The organism is Aeromonas australiensis (assembly GCF_000819725.1).
In the GTDB taxonomy this organism is placed as follows: Bacteria; Pseudomonadota; Gammaproteobacteria; order Enterobacterales; family Aeromonadaceae; genus Aeromonas; species Aeromonas australiensis.
Genome location: NZ_CDDH01000090.1, coordinates 24,470 through 41,425 on the forward strand (window position 1 = coordinate 24,470; position 16,956 = coordinate 41,425).

Here is a 16,956-nt window from a genome sequence, read left to right on the forward strand (position 1 = left end):
CACCGAATTCTGGCGTCAGGTGGTGCAGGCAGCGCCAACCCCGCCGCGACCCCATGTGCAACAGGAGCATCTGATGCAGCATAGAACGCTGGCCTTTATCGGCGCGGGCAACATGAGCCGCAGCATCATCGCCGGACTGGTCAAGGCGGGCTACCCCGCCGGGCAGATCACTGCCGCCAACCCCAGTCTGCCCAAGCTGGAGGCACTGGCGAGCGACTACGGCATTCGCATCACCCAGAGTAATGCCGAGGCGGCCCGCGATGCCGAAGTGATCGTGCTGGCGGTCAAACCGCAGCTGATGGCTGGTATGCTGGCGGCGCTGGTGGCTGAACTGGGCTCCCTTGAGGGCAAGCTGCTTATCTCCATCGCGGCCGGTATCAAGGTGGCGCGCCTCGGCGAGATGGCCGGTGGCCACCATCGCATCATCCGCACCATGCCCAATACCCCGGCGCTGCTGGGTCTGGGGATGACCGGTCTCTATGCGCCTGAACATATTGCCGCCGCTGATCGCGACTTTGCCGAGCAGATGATGCAGGCGGTCGGCAAGACCCTCTGGGTAGATCAAGAGTCTGGCATCAACGGCGTCATCGCCGCGGCGGGCAGTGCTCCGGCCTACTTCTTCCTCTTTATGCAGGCCATCGCCGAAGAGGCCGAAGCGATGGGCTTCTCGCCCGAGCAGGCACGCCAGCTGGTTCAACAAACCGCCCTCGGTGCAGCCGCCATGGTGGAGCAAAATCCCGAGCTGGCGCTGCAAACCCTGCGTGAGCAGGTGACCAGCAAGGGCGGCACCACAGCCGAAGCCATCAAGACCTTCCAGCAGCAGGGGCTGATGCCGCTGACTGCGCAAGCCATGCAGGCGGCCGTCACTCGTGCCACCGAAATGGAAACCCTCTTCTAACAGGAGCCCAGATGAACACTGCTTACTTTCTGATTAACACCGTTTTCGATCTCTACCTGATGGTGATCCTGCTGCGCGTCTGGTTGCAGTGGGCCCGTGCCGACTTCTACAACCCGATGAGTCAGATGGTGGTCAAGCTGACCAATCCGCTGGTGATCCCGCTGCGCCGCGTGATCCCGGGCTTTGGCGGTATCGATCTCGCCTCCGTAGTGCTGGCGCTGGCCATCGCCTTCGCCAAGCTGGCGTTGCTCAAGAGCATGAACGTGTTGCTGGCTGACTGGCTCAGCATCAGCCTGTTTGCCGCCCTGACCGTGCTGAAGAAAGCGGGTTCGATGATCTTCTGGATCCTGCTGATCCGCGCCATCCTGAGCTGGGTTAGCCAGGGTCGCAACCCCATCGAATACGTGATGCATCAGCTGACCGAACCATTCCTCGCCCCTATCCGCCGCGTACTGCCGGCGTTGGGTGGACTGGATCTCTCGGTGCTGGTCGCCTTTATTGGCCTGCAAGCTATCAACTACCTGCTGGGGGACCTGTTTGGCCAGCTGTGGTGGATGATTTGATGCCAGCCGTCCTGCAACAAGGGGATGAACTGGTATTGCATCTGGTGATCCAGCCCAAGGCGAGTCGGGATCAGATCATCGGATTACACGGTGAAGAGCTGAAAGTGGCCATCACGGCGCCACCGGTCGATGGCCAGGCCAACAGCCATCTGATCAAGTTTCTGGCCAAGCAGTTCAAGGTGGCCAAGGGTCAGGTCACCATAGTGCGGGGCGAGCTGGGGCGACACAAAACCGTCGCCATCGACAGCCCCAAACAGTTGCCGCAAGAAGTGAGCGCACTGCTGAATGACACGCAAGGCTGAATGAATCGGCCTGCGCCAACCGTAGATATGAGAGGGATGACAGATGAAAACAGCCTGGATGAGTGGCCTGCTGGCACTGCTGATGACCCTGCCGCTCAAGGCAGAACAGATGAAGGAGCTGGGGCCCTGGCGGGTGCATTACAACGCCTTCAACTCCAGCTTCCTCACCCCCGAGGTCGCCAAGTCCTATGGACTGGAGCGCAGCCGCTACAACGCCATCATCAATATCGCGGTACAGGACAAGCAGAAAGTGGCGCAAGCCGTGGGGATCACCGGTGAGGCCAAGAACCTGACCGGTACCATCCGCACCCTGAACTTTCAGGAGGTAAAAGAGGGGGATGCCATCTACTATCTGGCGACCCTCCCCTACCGCAACGAAGATACCTATCAGTTCACCCTGAAGATCATGGGCGGCGGGCAGCAGCAGAACCTCACCTTCCAGCAGACCTTCTACGTCGACTAAGCACCCGCAAGAAGCCCCGACCTTGGTCGGGGGCTTCATTTTATCCATATGACAAGGGCGCCATCAGGGCGCCCTTGTTACATCTATTCCGTACCGCTGCGGTTACAGGGCGAGGAACAGACCGGCCAGACAGGCGCTCATCAGGTTCGCCAGCACGCCGGAGAGAATGGCGCGCATGCCGTAACGGGCGATGAAGGATTTGCGCTCCGGTACCATGGAGCCCAGACCGCCGATCAGGATCGCCATCGAGGAGATGTTGGCAAAGCCGCACAGGGCGAAGGTCACGATGGCCTTGCTTGACTCGCTCAGGGTCTGATCCTGCACCAGACCGATAAAGGCGACGAACTCGTTGACCACGATCTTGGTGCCGATCAGGGCGCCAGCGGCTTGCGCCTGCTCCCAGGGCACACCGATCAGCCATGAAACGGGGGCAAACAGCCAACCCAGAATGATCTGGAAGCTCAGATCCAGTCCTACCAGACCGCCAGCCCAACCGAGCAGGCCATTGAGCATGGCGATCACCCCGACGAAAGCCAGCAGGGTGGCACCGACCGCTACCGCGATATTTAGGCCGGACATGGCGCCATCGGCCGCCGCTTCGATCACGTTGGTAGCCCGGGGGATCTCCACATCCTGACAGTGATCGACATCTTCTGCAGCAGGTGGAACCAGGATCTTGGCCATCGCCAGGCCGGCAGGGGCTGACATAAACGCAGCTGCAATCAGGTATTTCAGTTCAACCCCCAGGCTGGCATAGCCCACCAGGGTGCCACCGGCAACGGAGGCGAGACCACAACTCATCACCGCAAAGAACTGGGAGTCAGACATTTTGGAGAGGTAGGGTTTGACCACCAGCGGCGCTTCCACCATGCCAACGAAGATGTTGGCGGTCGCGGAGAGGCTCTCGGCACGGCCGGTGCCCAATAGCTTTTGCAGGCAACCGCCCAGCAGGGCAATCACCCGTGGCATGATGCCGATGTGATAGAGAATGGCGATCACCGCAGAGAAGAAGATGATGACCGGCAACACATTGAAGGCAAAGATGAAGCCCAGCTTGAACTTGGCCAGATCACCGAACAGGAAGGCGATCCCCTCCTGACCATAACCGATCACGCTGCTGACGCTTTCACTCACACCGTTCAGCACCTGCTGGCCAGCTGGCAGCCAGAGTACCAGTGCGGCAAACAGGACTTGCAGACAGAGGGCGAGGCCAACTGTTCGCAGTGGGATACGACGACGATTATCAGAGCAGATGACGGCAAGCGCCAGGATACTCAGGATGCCGAGCAGGGCAATCATAGGGACTCCATCAGGTGGGGCAAAAGATGGGCGCGGATTCTGCGCCTCTCACCCCATCACTGCAAGTCCACTTGGTTACAAGCCTGTTAGCAAAAACGTTTGCACGATATCGGTTGCGGCAACTGGCTGATTTGACTCAATTTTAGTATCAGTGGAAAGTAACCGTTTCTATATGAAAACAATCATTCTTCAATTCCGGACAATCGACCGCCAATCCAGGGCGCCAGTCGTTGCTCCCAATAGGGTTCTGGGCCAAAGCGGGCCTTGAGGAAATCGATGAAGAGACGGATCTTGGGATCCAGATGTTCGCGCCTGGCGTAAACCGCGTGCACCGCCATCTGCTGATTAGGGCGCCAGTCAGGCAACAGCGGGATCAGCTGCCCACTTTGCAACTCGTTGTCCAGCAGGTAGTTGGCGATATAGGCGATACCAAGCCCGGCCAGTGCCGCATCCCGCACAGCTTCCGCCATATCGACCCGATAGTTGCCCGCTACCTGAACCGTCTGGCGCTCCTTGCCCTGGCGAAATGCCCATTGGTGATAGCGTCGCTCCCGGCTCTGGTAGGTGATGCAGTTATGCTGGGCCAGATCCTTGGGATGGAGCGGAGTGCCGTGGCTCAGCAGGTAATCCGGCGAGGCCGCCACCACGAAGCCGATGTCGGCCAGCCGCTGCCCCACCAATCCTTCAGGCTTCTCTTCGTAGGTGGTGATCCAGAGATCCAGCCCTTCGTCCACCAGCGTGCTCTTGTGGTCAAACAGCGATACTTCCAGCTCCAGCTCGGGATAACAGTCCTGAAACGCCTTGAGGTGGGGAATCACATGCAGGCGGCCAAATGATTGGCCCACCCCTAGATGCAGCACGCCGCTCACCTTGCCGCGCCGCTCGGCGATCATGGAGTCCGCCTCCTGTGCTACCGCCACCAGCGCATGGCAGTGACGTGCATACTCCTGACCCAGCTCGGTCAGGGCGAAGCGGCGGGTGGTGCGCTGCACCAGCTGGGCGCCGAGAGAGGTCTCCAGCAGCGCCAGTTGCTTGCTGATATGAGATTTTGATACCCCGAGGCGACGGGCGGCGGCAGAGATCCCCTGCTCGCGTACCAGCGCATCGAAGATCACCATTTGGGGCAGACGTTGCAGCACAAGATAACCGGATTGAGTGGCGGGTCCCCATTATTCCAGAGCCGCCCGCCAAGGGGTAGGGTCAGTGCCCCAACGCCCGGGTGATCTGCAATTTGAGGGGATCGTCAGCCGGATTCTGGTTGGCACCGTAGCTGGCGATCAGCTTGCCATCACGCCCCACCAGATACTTGTGGAAGTTCCAATTTGGCGCATCCCCGTCAGCGGCTGCAGCCAGCCCCTTGAACAGTGGTACTGCATCGGAGCCCCGCACCGCTACCCGGTTAAACATCGGGAAGGTCACCCCGTAGTCGCGGCGGCACACCTCGGCGGTCTTGGTCTCGTTGCCCGCCTCCTGCCAGAAGTCGTTGGAGGGGAAGCCCAGAATAATCAGTCCTTTATCCTTGTAGCTCTGGTACAGCTTCTCCAGATCGCGAAACTGGCCGCTGTAGCCGCAGTAGGAGGCGGTATTGACCACCAGCACCACCTTGCCCTCGGTCAGCTGACAGAGGTTGTGGCGTTGGGTGTTGTTTAGCTCCCGCATCTCCACATTGAAATAATCGGGGCACGCCGCAGAGGCCGAACCAACCCCCAATAACAGCAACAGAGTGAACCATTTCATCGCCAAGACTCCTTGTGTTTTGTCCATCATACGCGGTTACCAGAGCCGCAGTTCACTCTCAATGCAGGGGAATACCGGTCAGCCAGCCGTGGCCCCAGAAGATCAGCAGCGCCGTAGCCGCCAACCCAGCCCCGACACTGATAGCGGTGCCGGTCCAGTTGGCCTCGGGCCGCGGATATCTCTGCCAGTCCCGCACCGAAATCCAGATGATGCTTACCAGCGCCCAGAGCCCGATGCCGCCAAACAGCACCAGAGATCGCGCCTCGCTATTAACCAGCAGATGGGCCACCGCCCAGAGCAGGGTACCGAGCAGTTGGGGATGCACCAGCCAACGGCGCAGATGGTTGGGCCCCTGGCCGGAGAAGAAGAGGATCAGCGCAAAGGGCATCATCACCGTCATGGTCATGGGCCCCCAATCCGGCAGGAGGTAGAGCGGCAGCGGGTTGGCCGAGCGCCAGCCGGCAATGATGCAGGCGATGGCGACAAATACCAGTAAAGAGAAGAGCCCCTTGTAGCGATTCTCACCCAGCCGCTCGCGCAGCCGCGCCCGATGATCCACCGCAAAACAGGGGTAGAGATGGATCAGGGTAAACAGCGTAACTCCCAGGGTCAGCAGGAACATGGGTCTCTCCTTGTACTTGGTTCGACCACTATGCCGCAAAGGGAGAGATGCACCTATCAAAACCGCGTGGGCCCATGGCGCCACAGGCGTGGCAAGACCAAGGTAGAGAAAGAAAAGAGCCGATCACGATGGATCGGCAAATAAGTGCCAGGGCAGTCAAACATCTCGCGGGATAGGAGATGCCCCAAACGGGGATATTGAGTGGCCGATGGGGCGCATCGGCCGAACAGGATCAGCCCTTGAGCTGATAGAGTGCAGCTACGTTGCGCGCAGTGAGTTGAATGTTGGTGCTGGCGCTCGCCAGCGCCTCCGGCAGAGACATGGCGCGGTTGACCACGGCAAATACCGCATCGAGCCCGTGCTCATGCACCACGCCACAATCATCGGTCAGGCAACCGGAGATCCCGATCACCGGCTTGCCAAACTGCTTGGCGCAGCGTGCGACACCGATTGGCGTCTTACCGTGAATGGTCTGGCTGTCGATGCGCCCTTCACCGGTAATGACCAGATCCGCATCGGCCACTTCCTCCGCCAGCTTCAGCGCTTCAATCACGATCTGGATGCCGGGCTTGAGCTCGGCACCAAGCAGACCGACCAGCGCGGCCCCCATGCCACCGGCGGCACCCGCCCCCGGAATATCCTTCACCCGGCAGCCAAGGGCCTGTTCGATGCAGTCAGCGTAGTGGGCAAGATGGGCATCCAGTTCGACAACCATCTCGGGGGTCGCCCCCTTCTGCGGGCCAAACACCGCAGAGGCACCTTTCGGGCCACAGAGCGGGTTATCCACATCACACGCCACCTCGATCACCAGATTGCTCAAACGTGGATCCAGACCGCTCAAGTCGATAGTCGCGAGCTCACCGAGACCCGCGCCACCCAACTCGATGGCAGATCCATCGGCTTTGAGCAACTTTCCGCCGAGCGCCTGGATCATGCCGGCACCGCCGTCATTGGTGGCGCTGCCACCAATACCGAGAATGAGGTGCTTCACCCCCATCTCCAGTGCGGCCAGGATCAGCTCGCCGGTACCGAAGCTGGAGGTGAGCAGCGGATTGCGCTGCTCGGGCGCCACCAGATGGATGCCGGAAGCGGCGGCCATCTCGATGACGGCGCGCTCGCCATCACCCAGCAGGCCGACGAAGCCCTGCACCTTGTTGCCGAGCGGCGCGGTCACTTCGACCGGCAGGATGCGGCCACCGGTAGCATCGACCAGGGATTGCACCGTGCCCTCGCCGCCATCGGCCATCGGCAATTTGACGTAGGTGGCGTTTGGCAACACCTGCTTGAAACCGGCCTCGATGGCATCAGCCACCGCCATGGCGCTCAGACTCTCCTTGAATGAATCGGGGGCAATAACAATTTTCATATCAATTCCTTAAAGGGCCAATACGCCAAACATCAGGGTGGAGACAGTGGCAATGGTCAGACCGACTGCGGTTTCGTATGGGATAAGTTTCAGGCGCTCACCCACCCCCATGTGGACGCTGCCATCGGTGGCGTGGAAGAAGGAGCCGTGGGGCATGTGGTCAAACACGGTAGCACCGGCATGGATCATCGCCGCCCCGGCCAGACTGCTGATCCCCAGTTCAATCAGGGTGGAGCTGAAGACGTTGGAGGCCACCACGGTACCGGCGGTGGTCGAGGCGGTCGCCAGCGACATCAAAGCACCTGAGATAGGCGCCAGCAGGTAGGAGGGCAGACCGGAGGCGGTCAGGCCGCTGATCAGCACATCTTTCAGGCCGGAGTTGGCGATGATGCCCGCCAGGGTTCCGGTGCCCAGCAGCATGATGGCGACCGGCGCCATGCGGGCGAGGCCGGAGACCGCAAACTGGTTCACCTTGCGGAATTTACCCATCATCAGGGCGCCGACCAGACCACCGAGGGGCAGTGCAATCAGCGGATCCACCACGATACCGGCAACCGGGCGCAGAGCCAGCAGCAGGATGGCGACCAGCGGTGCACTGATGGCGGCGGCAAAGCCCGGCAACTTGGCACCGGCAAAGCTCACCACCTCATCAGCGGCAACCTTGCTGCCCTTGTTGTTCAGCCGCTTGGCCAACCAGTAGGCCATCACCAGACCGAACAGACCCGGGATGATACCCGCCGCCATCACAGAGGTGAGGGGAAGATGGAAGGCATCAGCCGCGGCAATGGCGTTAGGGTTGGGGGACATGACGTTACCCGCCTTGCCGCCGCCAACCATGGCCAGCAGGATGGCCGCCTTGGAGAGGTCGGCACGGCGGGCGATGGCCAGCGCGATGGGCGCAACCGTGATAACGGCCACATCCACGAATACGCCGACCGCAGTCAGGATCAGGGTTGCCAGCGCCAGCGCCAGCAGGGCGCGGGTTTCACCGAGTTTCTTGACGATGGTCTCGGCGATGGTGGTGGCCGCGCCCGATTCGATCAGCACGCCCGCCAGCACGCCAGCCGCCAGGATCCGCATCACAGCTGTGGTGATCCCTTGGGCGCCGCCGATCATCAGGGCGACGGTCTCGGTCAGATCGGCACCGCCAATCAGGCCACCGGCCAGGGCACCCACGATCATGCCGTAAGCGGGTGGCACCTTCTTCAAAATGAGGATGATGGCGATGGAGAGCGCCGCGATGGCGCCAAGGGCTGTAACCGGGATCATGACGGACACCTTCAATGGGAGTGAGTGGCCGCCATTATGGAGATCTGCAATCAGAATGCTTTGGCCAAATGGCTAAATATTACATCATCGAATAGGGTTTATTTGTCTGTTTGAACAATCACAAGTCGAGATTAAGGCCGAGATAGAGCAAGAATTTGTCGTCTAACTTGTTGAAATTCAACCCGGTTATCTGCTCTATCCGCCCCAGCCGATAGCGCAGGGTATTGGGGTGAATGAACAGGGCTTCGGCACAGCGATGCAGATCACAATCCTGCAAGAAATAGTGGCGCAGGGTCTTCTGCAGCGCCCCCTTGCCATCTTCCCGGGCCAGTTTCTGCAGCGGTGTGCGCAGCTGATCCGCCTGCCATGAGTCCGCCAGACTACCCAGCAGCACCGGCAAACGGTAGTCCTCGAAGAAGTAGACCTGCTTGCGCGGCGCCTGCCGCATGCCACGGCGCAATGTATCCCGCGCCGTCTGGTAAGAGCGCGCCAGCCCGTCTATCCCGGCGAAGTAATCGCCCACCGCGATACGTACCTTGAAGTGGGGAATGCGCGCCAGCAGCTGCTTGATCCGGCTGCGCTCCTGCGCCGATTGCCAGACGCCATCACTCAATTGCGCCGGTTTGAGCACCACTATCTCGTCGAGCCCGTTGATGGCGACCAGATTGTCCCGCTCCGGGTTCTCCAGCTGATGGACCAGCTCCCGCAACCGCGCAGGGTCGGCCTCCTCCAGCGCCAGCACGGCCACCACCCGAGGCTGGGCCAACTCCAGCCCTAGAAAGCGGGCCGCCTGCTGCAATTGATCGACTCGCCCCTCGCCCCGAATGAGCTGCAACACCAGCTCCTCCTTGTGGCGCTTGTCCCACTGCAACTGCTCGGTGAGCGCCGCCTGCTCCAGGATCAGCTCGGCGGTCATCCGCACCAGCTCGGCGTAAGCACGCACGATATCCGGATCGCCGGAGATACCGATCACCCCGATCAGCTCCCCCTGATAGGAGATGGGCAAATTGATGCCGGGTCGCACCCCCTTGAGCTCGCGGGCAGTCGCTTCGCTGATCTCCACCACCCTGTTTTCGGTCAATGCCAGCACGGCCCCTTCATGGCGCTGATGGATCCGCTCCGGATTGCCGGACGCAATAATGAGGCCATGTTGGTCCATCACGTTGACCGAAAAGGAGAGGATCTTCATCGCCCGTGCAACAATCTGGCGGGCAAGGTTATCGTTTAGCTGCATAACATCTCCGGACAAGGGGCTGATCTGGCTGCGCCACTACGGGCTGATTCAGGGCGCATGGGCGCAAAGATGCCACATCATCAAGACAAGCGAGAGGGGGATCGCTAGAATAGGCCACTTTACCCGATGTGTGCCCCGCCATGGAGCAGGAATTGCGTGCTGCGCCCGCCTGCCCGTGATGGCCCATCCCTCCGCTCTGGACTGTGCTATGGATTATGAATTTCGCCGCGACCCGTTCGGTGGTTATCGCGCCCGCTTCTCCATGGGCCATGAAGCCATCGGTCAGTGGCTGATCGATGAAGTGGGCAAGGATGAGGAGAAGATCGATGAACTCTTTGCCATCATCGATCAGCTCTCCAGCCGGAGTCGCACCGAGTACCGGCTCAACGGGGGTGACTACTCCCTGTTGCTGACCCATGAAGAGGCGGAGGTGAAAGCCAACGCCCTCAATATCGAGCTGGATGAGGATCTCGATGATCTCGCCTACTACGATGATGAACAGCTGGCCATGTGCGGGCTGGAAGATTTTGCCCAGGTGCTCATCTCCTGGCGCGCCTTTATCCGTAACGAGGATATGGGCTGATTGACCCCGTTTCGCTTATTCTGGTCGGCCACTGCGGTCGACCATCCAAACCAACAGGATTGACTATGTCTATTTACGATTTTGATGACGAACTGCCGGAAGACGAAGAACAGGAGTCCACCAAGAAAGCGGCTGCACCTGCCAAGAAGAAAGGCAAGCAGGTGCTGAACACTCAGGTCAACCTGAGCCCGCGCGATGCCAGCCGTCTGAACGGCATGCACGTTGAAGCGATCGCCACGCTGGACGATGTCAGCCTGCCGAAGAACGTCATCTTCAAGGCTGGCCTGATCGCCCTAGGCGAACTGGAAGCCGGCAAGCGCGCCGATATCATCGCCCGCGTGATTGCCGAATCAGGTCGCTAATCCCCCCTGAATAGAGAAAAGCCGGAGCCACTGCTCCGGCTTTCTATTTGCGTGTCGCTTTGGCATCGACTCTGGGCACCAACTGTTCATAACGGCCGCTGGCGCGCACCGCCGCAAGGGCCTCATTGAACTTGTCCAGCAGTTCACGCCCCCCGGGATAGTGACGGGAAATAATCAGGTAAAAAGTGTCGTTCTGGCGAAAATAGGGCAAAACCTGCAAATAGTGCGGGTCTCCGAACACCTTCATGCTGGCATCGGCCACCACTGTCTCGTTCATCGGCAGCAGATCCACCCGCTGGCGTTCCAACAGTTTCAGACACTGCTCCAGACTTTTTGGCTGCTGCAACGACATATTGAAACGCGCGATCGCCATATCGGCATGGCTAGTGCTCCACCCTTCCGGAATGCAGACTCGCAGCCCCTGCCAGCGACCATCCAGCACCGCATCACTCCCCTTGAAGGTAAACCAGGAGAGGCGATCGATATGGATGGGGGCGCTGTAATAGAAGAGCTTGGCACGCTCCGCAGTCCAGGCATAAGGAAACGTCGCGGCAGCCCCCCCCTGCAGCGTCAACTGATAAGCCCGGGGCCAGGGCAGGTAGTCGACCTTGAGTTCAGAATACCCGGCCTCTTGCAGCAGGGTTGTTACCAGCCGGGTGCTCTCGCCGCCTTCAGGCAGTGCCTTGCCGGTATAGGGGGTGAACTCACCGGTCACCAGCAGCAAGGGGGCGGCCTGTAGCCAGCCACACCAGCAGCAACACAACAACCAGCTAAATTGCCTCATAGGGACCTCTCCTTACACCCTGTCAATTAGTATAGAGAAGCCGCCCAAACCAATCCGACAAGTTGTTCTCACCGGGCCCCCTTGTTAAGGTGCGCTCTATTTATCAATAGAGGTTCCGATGTTACCCCTACCTGACTCACTCATCTGGGGAGTGCTGGCACTCGCCGTACTGTTTGCCCTGTTTCGGCAGCGTCCTCCGGCCTTTGCCCTGCTGGGACTCTCCCTGCTGCTGGCGCTCTGGCTTGACCGAATTACTCCACCGGCCCTGTTTATCTCGGTCGCAGGATTACTGCTGGCATGGCGTACGCCAACCCTCCCCTCCCGCTGGGCGATGGCGGCCAGAGTGGTGCTGATCCTCTGGGCGATTGCGCTGACCCTGCACCTGATCCCCGGCTTCAATAATCTCAAGGTGCTGGATCAGGCGCTGGCAGGCCCCGCCAGCGTGCCGTTCAACATGTATCTGAACCTCGACAAGCCGCTGCTCTTTTTTGGCTTGCTGCTGGCCTGGCCGACGCTGCTCGGCGGCAGTGGTGCTATTCGCTGGCGACCGCTGGGGTTGTTGTTGCTACCACTCGGGGCTTTGCTGGTACTAGCCTGGCAGTTGGGAGCACTGAAACCTGAAGTGGGTCTGCCCCATTGGTGGTGGTTGTTTGCAATAAACAATCTGTTGTTTACCTGTGTGGCGGAGGAGGCGCTGTTTCGCGGTGTGATTCAGCAAGCGCTTGCCAAGCGCTATCACACGGCGGTTGCCATCGTTGTGGCTGCCACCCTGTTCGGTGCTGGTCATCTGGCTGGTGGGCCACTACTGGCGCTGTTTGCAACCCTGACAGGCTGCTGCTACGGCCTGGCATTCCAGCTCAGCGGGCGGCTCTCTGTGGTCATCTTGATCCACTTCGCCTTCAACTTTGCCCATCTGGCGCTGTTTACCTATCCGCTGGCCCACCGCTAACCCCTGAAAGCGCCCTACACGGGCGCCTCTCGATCCCACTCACAGTTTAAGCGTGCTGCCTCGCTCGCTTTACACCTCCACAAAGCGCCAAGCAAAACCAATTCATTTACTTGTAACAAAAATATAAACAATCTGACCTCTGCATTCGCCATAACAGTCACTTTCCATTGCCCTGCAACCAAAAGGATCCTGTGATGCAGAAAACCCTCAGCTATGCCGCCCTGCTGCTGGTCAGCCAGTTCCCGCAACTGGCACTGGCCGATACCGATGTCTACCTCACCAACAACAGTCCTGAACCGCTCCAGATCGACATCAGCCAAAGCGGCAGCGGCCAGCTGCAACCCGGCAGTCAGTGGAGCCAGCACCGCACCGAGCTGGGCCCGTGGGAGAGCGCCATGGTACTCAGCTTTAATCGCTATGAGGGGGTAAAGGCGGGCAAGCGCTATCTGTTCGAAACCCGCGTGACCACAGCGGGTGGCGACGTCTATCGGCTCAATCAGCTGATGGAGGGAACCTGGTGGAACACCACCTTGCAGCACGGTGGCGAGACGCCGACCAGCGCATCCGGCTGGCAACGCGATCGGGCGATCCACCGCGTTGCGGGGCCACAAGAGCTGGCCTTTGCCGCCAAGTTCACCGGCCGTTACGACGATCTGCACTATATGATCACGCCCCCCCAAAAACGGGAGCAGCCGGAACCGGCAGAAAACAGGCTCAAGGTGGCCAGCTACAACGTCTGGGCGCTGCCGGTCATCGCCTCCAGCATCGGCGAGCGGTTGGCCCTGCTACCTGATTATCTCAAGGGCTATGACGCCCTGCTTTTGCAAGAGGTATTCGATGGCCGCCGCGAGGGCTTTTTGCAGGCGCTGGCGAAAGAGTATCCCTATCAGACCAAGGTGCTCGACAAGCCCGGGGTCAACATTCATGACGGCGGCGTGGTGATCGTCAGTCGCTATCCCATAGTGCGGGAGGCACAGCTGGTCTATCCCCAATGCACCGGCACCGACTGCTTCGCCGACAAGGGAGTGATGTACGCCGAGGTGATCAAGGGGGGCAAGGCGTGGCACCTGTTCGCTACCCACACCGCCAGCTTCGACACTGACGAGGCACGCAAGCTGCGCCAGATCCAGTTCGGCCAGATCCGCACTCTGGCTGCCAGCCTCAAGATCCCGACCACGGATACCGTCATCTACGGCGGCGACTTCAACGTCAACAAGCGCAAGTTTGCCGATGACTACGCCAATATGCTGACCAATCTGAACGCCCATGAACCCGCCTATGGCGGCTACACAGAAGCCACCTTCGACCCCAGGGTCAACCCCTATGCCGGTGGCCCGCTCTCCGGTGGCGCCAATGTCGAGTATCTGGACTATCTGGTAGTAAGCCGGGAATACGGCAGCGCCAGCCACAACCTCAACACGGTCTGGATCCCGCGCAGTAGCGATGGCAGCCTCTGGCCCGCCAGCAACCTCTCAGACCACTTCCCGGTCAAGGGAGAGATCAGCCAATGACTCGCCGTTACGGGATACTGGCGCTGGCTATCCTGACCCTTTTGCTGGTGAATCTGGGCTGGCAGGAAGAGCCGTCTCCGATATCGCCAGAACGGTCGGAGACGCCCTCTCTGACCGATGTGCAGTTGCCAGCAGAACCGGGGAGCCCGCCTCCCCGCATGCCAAGCGCTGAGGGGGTGGATGGCAAAAGCAAAGAAGTGCCCAGCAGCTGGCAGGCGATGCCGGATGAACTGATCAACCAGCTTGCCAGCGAGATCAGCGACAGCGAGTTGCCGCTGGCGCAGCGTGTGAGCAATCTGGAAGCAACAGAGGCCGGGTGGCTGAGCGAGGGTGAGAGTCTGATCCGGCTACAGGGGCGCTATGCCCTGGCGCTGGATCAGTTGGCGCAAGAGAACGAGCAGTTACCGCTGGCCGAGCGGCTGGACGCCCTCAGCCGCTTGCAGGATCGGTGGGCGGCGGATCATCCGGATCTGGCAGGCGAGCTGTTCAACCCGGATGCCCGCCTGCAGCAAGCTCGTCAGCTGTGGGGAGATGAGGAGCTGGCCACCCTGGCCCGCCACTTCCTACCCGCAGAGAAAGTCGAAGCCACGCTGGCGTTTGCCGGAGCGCGCCAGCAGCAGCTGGATCAACGCAGCCGCTACCAGCGAGAGCTGGCCGAGCTGGAACAGCAACTGGCGGCCAGCCAACAGCAGATGGAGCCTGCGCTATGGCAACAACACAAGGAGGAGGTGTTGAGCCAGTGGCGTCGTGACTTCTTCGCGCGGGAGCAAGGCAAACCCTGAGGTCAGCGCTTGCCCTTGAACTGCTTGACGCTGCGTTTGGCCTGAGTGCGGCGATTGGCCTGCTTGTCACGCGGGGGGCGCTTGCCCATCCCGCTGGCAGGCTGGTCGGTGACCGGGAAGCCCGCCAGCTCGCCCAACGGCAGCTCGCGGCCGGTCAGAGTGCGGATAGCTTGCAGTATGTCACTCTCGCCATGACAAACCAGCGAGATGGCCAAGCCCTCGCGGCCAGCCCGGGCGGTACGACCGATGCGGTGTACGTAAACAGGGGCGCTGGCGGGCAAGTCCAGATTGATCACCACCGGCAGTGCCTCAACATGGATGCCGCGCGCCATCAGGTCGGTGGCTACCAGCACCCGAATTTTTCCCTCTTTGAAATCGCCGAGCGCCTGCTCGCGCACCGCCTGCTCCTTCTCGCTATGGAGGGCGGCCACCGCAATGCCCGCCTTGGCAAGCTTTCTGGCAACCCCGTCGGCATCATCCCGCGCACTGATAAAGACCAGCACCTGCGGCCATGCCTGCTCCTTGAGCAAGCTGATGAGCGCCGGGACCTTGCTGCTCTTGTTGACCAGATAGAGCCGCTCTTCGATCTCGTTCACCACGCTGTTGAGGGGGGTTGCCTCGATACGGGTTGGCTCGCGCAGCAGGCCGTTGGCCAGCGCCTCCAGCTCGGCAGGCAAGGTGGCGGAGAAGAGCAGGGTCTGGCGATCCGCCGGAATAAAGCCGAGCAGCGCCTTGATGTCGGGGGCAAAGCCCATCTCCAGCAGGCGATCCGCCTCATCCAGTACCAGTAGTTGCAAACCATCCAGCCCCAGCAGTTGCTGGGTCAGCAGATCCCGCAACCGCCCCGGCGTGGCGACCAGCAGCTGTGGCCCCTGCGCCAGCTCGGCCTGTTGCCGCTCCTGCGCAACACCCCCACACAGCGTCACGATGCGCAGCCCCAGCGCCTCGGCACCCTCTTTTAGCGCGGCAGTGACCTGAATCGCCAGCTCGCGAGTTGGCACCAGCACCAGACCCTGCACCTGACTGGAGGCGGGATCCAGTCGTTGCAGCAGCGGCAAGCCAAACGCCAGCGTCTTGCCGCTGCCGGTCTGGGCCAGCGCCAGCAGATCCTGCCCCGCCAGCGCAGCCGGAATGGCCAGCTGCTGGATGCGGGTCGGCGTCTGCAAGGTGGCGGGCAAAGAGGCAAGCAGAGCAGGATGAAGGGCAAGTTCGCTAAAGGTCATGGCGCTACGTCAACAAAGAAGTGGGAGGCGAAGTCTAGTGAGCAGGGGCCGAGAAGTAAAACCCTATCCATGATGGTTTGGCCAAGGGGCGCTGACGACGGGCTGACTACACTTTAGCTGAACCATCACCAAGAGAGACTCGCCATGACCAGACACATCCCCCTTCTGCTGCTCGTGGTCACCCTGCTCGGCAGCGCCACCCTCGGCCTGTCGCAGACTCCGGAGAACGACGCTGCCCCCGAGCCGCCTAAACCGATGCGCATCCTCAATGCCCACCTTGGCGAGCTGCCAGGGCTGATCAATGCCGACAAGACAGGCCCCTTTGTCGATCTGGTGCACGCCATCGATGACCTCTACCCCGATGTAACCATCAAGATCACCATCTACCCCATCGCCCGTGCCATGGCTGGGGTGAGCTCCGGCAAGGCTGATCTGGGGCTGCCCGCCATCCGCAACCTCAAGGATATCGATATGCTGGCTTATCGCTTCAGCACCCGCAGTTTTGGCAAGGTTGCCCATGTGATTTACAGCAATACCAGTTATCCAGTCACCACGGATATGGCCTACGGCATAGTGCCCACCAAACGGGATCTGCTGATCGAGGCGGTTCCCGACTATATGCCCTTCCCGGTGCAGCGCTCGATGAGTATCGAGCAGTCACTGCGCAAGCTCTCACGCGGCCGTATCGACGCCTTTGTCTGGGCGCAAGAGGAGGCCGACCTGATGCTCAAGCAGCTGGGGCTGACCAATATCAGGCGAGAATTTTTCGGTGATTTCGAGGATGTCTTCATCATCCAGAAAGGGGCTGCTGGTGATGAGATGGACGAATTTCTCCGCCAAGCCATCGATCAGCTGGCCGCCACCGGCAAATTGACCGAGATCTACGAGAAGATCCACCGCCCCTATGTGGAGTGGCAACCCTCCCCACCCACCAAGGCTGAACCGGCGACTACCCCGCCCGCAACACCCTGAACAGACAATTCCCGCATAAAAAAAGGTTCATCGCGGC

Annotated in this window: 19 protein-coding genes; 10 read left to right on the forward strand and 9 right to left on the reverse strand. The window is 60.6% G+C overall.

Features of this window, described 5'->3' with window-relative positions:
* The first annotated feature begins 73 nt into the window (after positions 1-73).
* The 4 genes from proC to BN1117_RS15975 are packed head-to-tail and all read left to right on the forward strand — an operon-like array spanning position 74 to position 2,226.
* Complete coding sequence (gene proC / locus BN1117_RS15960) at positions 74-898, forward strand: pyrroline-5-carboxylate reductase (protein WP_040098967.1); 825 nt, start codon at positions 74-76, stop codon at positions 896-898.
* An 11-nt stretch (positions 899-909) separates the two neighbouring features.
* On the forward strand, positions 910-1,461 hold the full coding sequence (locus tag BN1117_RS15965; protein WP_040098969.1) for a YggT family protein: 552 nt from the start codon (positions 910-912) through the stop codon (positions 1,459-1,461).
* On the forward strand, positions 1,461-1,763 hold the full coding sequence (yggU, locus tag BN1117_RS15970) for a DUF167 family protein YggU (RefSeq protein WP_021230942.1): 303 nt from the start codon (positions 1,461-1,463) through the stop codon (positions 1,761-1,763). The genes BN1117_RS15965 and yggU overlap by 1 nt, the downstream gene beginning before the upstream one ends.
* A gap of 43 nt (positions 1,764-1,806) precedes the next feature.
* Positions 1,807-2,226, forward strand: coding sequence for a DUF4426 domain-containing protein (locus BN1117_RS15975; RefSeq protein ID WP_040098971.1), 420 nt, complete (start codon positions 1,807-1,809; stop codon positions 2,224-2,226).
* Positions 2,227-2,328: 102 nt separating this feature from the next.
* On the opposite strand, the gene BN1117_RS15980 is transcribed toward BN1117_RS15975, so the two are convergent.
* From BN1117_RS15980 to BN1117_RS16010, 7 genes are all read right to left on the reverse strand, one after another.
* Positions 2,329-3,525, reverse strand: a complete 1,197-nt coding sequence (locus BN1117_RS15980; protein WP_040098973.1) for a NupC/NupG family nucleoside CNT transporter — start codon at positions 3,523-3,525, stop codon at positions 2,329-2,331.
* A gap of 182 nt (positions 3,526-3,707) precedes the next feature.
* Entirely contained in the window at positions 3,708-4,643 is a 936-nt protein-coding gene (locus tag BN1117_RS15985) for a LysR family transcriptional regulator (RefSeq protein WP_040098999.1), read from the reverse strand.
* An 82-nt stretch (positions 4,644-4,725) separates the two neighbouring features.
* Positions 4,726-5,262, reverse strand: coding sequence for a glutathione peroxidase (locus tag BN1117_RS15990; protein ID WP_040098975.1), 537 nt, complete (start codon positions 5,260-5,262; stop codon positions 4,726-4,728).
* A gap of 58 nt (positions 5,263-5,320) precedes the next feature.
* Positions 5,321-5,884 carry an NnrU family protein gene (locus tag BN1117_RS15995; protein WP_040098977.1) on the reverse strand — a complete coding sequence of 188 codons (564 nt, stop codon included), beginning with the start codon at positions 5,882-5,884 and terminating at the stop codon, positions 5,321-5,323.
* A 232-nt stretch (positions 5,885-6,116) separates the two neighbouring features.
* The gene (locus BN1117_RS16000; protein WP_040098978.1) at positions 6,117-7,250 is read right to left on the reverse strand and encodes a glycerate kinase; all 1,134 of its coding nucleotides are present in this window, start codon (positions 7,248-7,250) and stop codon (positions 6,117-6,119) included.
* A 9-nt stretch (positions 7,251-7,259) separates the two neighbouring features.
* Complete coding sequence (locus tag BN1117_RS16005) at positions 7,260-8,519, reverse strand: GntP family permease (RefSeq protein WP_040098980.1); 1,260 nt, start codon at positions 8,517-8,519, stop codon at positions 7,260-7,262.
* A 118-nt stretch (positions 8,520-8,637) separates the two neighbouring features.
* Positions 8,638-9,753 (reverse strand): sugar diacid recognition domain-containing protein, encoded by a 1,116-nt coding sequence (locus BN1117_RS16010; protein ID WP_040098982.1) that lies wholly within the window; start codon positions 9,751-9,753, stop codon positions 8,638-8,640.
* A 208-nt stretch (positions 9,754-9,961) separates the two neighbouring features.
* On the opposite strand from BN1117_RS16010, the gene BN1117_RS16015 reads away from it, so the two are divergent.
* Both BN1117_RS16015 and BN1117_RS16020 read left to right on the forward strand, forming a co-directional pair.
* Positions 9,962-10,336, forward strand: a complete 375-nt coding sequence (locus tag BN1117_RS16015; RefSeq protein WP_040099000.1) for a YacL family protein — start codon at positions 9,962-9,964, stop codon at positions 10,334-10,336.
* Between the two features lie 65 nt (positions 10,337-10,401).
* Positions 10,402-10,698 carry a hypothetical protein gene (locus BN1117_RS16020; protein ID WP_040098984.1) on the forward strand — a complete coding sequence of 99 codons (297 nt, stop codon included), beginning with the start codon at positions 10,402-10,404 and terminating at the stop codon, positions 10,696-10,698.
* A gap of 43 nt (positions 10,699-10,741) precedes the next feature.
* Here the strand turns inward: BN1117_RS16020 and BN1117_RS16025 are convergent, their stop codons facing one another.
* On the reverse strand, positions 10,742-11,482 hold the full coding sequence (locus tag BN1117_RS16025) for a substrate-binding periplasmic protein (protein ID WP_040098986.1): 741 nt from the start codon (positions 11,480-11,482) through the stop codon (positions 10,742-10,744).
* Positions 11,483-11,600: 118 nt separating this feature from the next.
* On the opposite strand from BN1117_RS16025, the gene BN1117_RS16030 reads away from it, so the two are divergent.
* The 3 genes from BN1117_RS16030 to BN1117_RS16040 all read left to right on the forward strand — a co-directional run bounded on the left by BN1117_RS16030 (position 11,601) and on the right by BN1117_RS16040 (position 14,724).
* Positions 11,601-12,431 carry a CPBP family intramembrane glutamic endopeptidase gene (locus BN1117_RS16030; RefSeq protein ID WP_040098987.1) on the forward strand — a complete coding sequence of 277 codons (831 nt, stop codon included), beginning with the start codon at positions 11,601-11,603 and terminating at the stop codon, positions 12,429-12,431.
* Between the two features lie 194 nt (positions 12,432-12,625).
* Positions 12,626-13,942 carry a sphingomyelin phosphodiesterase gene (locus tag BN1117_RS16035; RefSeq protein ID WP_040098989.1) on the forward strand — a complete coding sequence of 439 codons (1,317 nt, stop codon included), beginning with the start codon at positions 12,626-12,628 and terminating at the stop codon, positions 13,940-13,942.
* On the forward strand, positions 13,939-14,724 hold the full coding sequence (locus tag BN1117_RS16040; protein WP_040098991.1) for a hypothetical protein: 786 nt from the start codon (positions 13,939-13,941) through the stop codon (positions 14,722-14,724). The genes BN1117_RS16035 and BN1117_RS16040 overlap by 4 nt, the downstream gene beginning before the upstream one ends.
* A 2-nt stretch (positions 14,725-14,726) precedes the next feature.
* Here the strand turns inward: BN1117_RS16040 and BN1117_RS16045 are convergent, their stop codons facing one another.
* Positions 14,727-15,947 (reverse strand): DEAD/DEAH box helicase, encoded by a 1,221-nt coding sequence (locus BN1117_RS16045; RefSeq protein ID WP_040098993.1) that lies wholly within the window; start codon positions 15,945-15,947, stop codon positions 14,727-14,729.
* A gap of 144 nt (positions 15,948-16,091) precedes the next feature.
* On the opposite strand from BN1117_RS16045, the gene BN1117_RS16050 reads away from it, so the two are divergent.
* Complete coding sequence (locus BN1117_RS16050; RefSeq protein WP_040098994.1) at positions 16,092-16,919, forward strand: type 2 periplasmic-binding domain-containing protein; 828 nt, start codon at positions 16,092-16,094, stop codon at positions 16,917-16,919.
* Positions 16,920-16,956 lie beyond the last annotated feature (37 nt).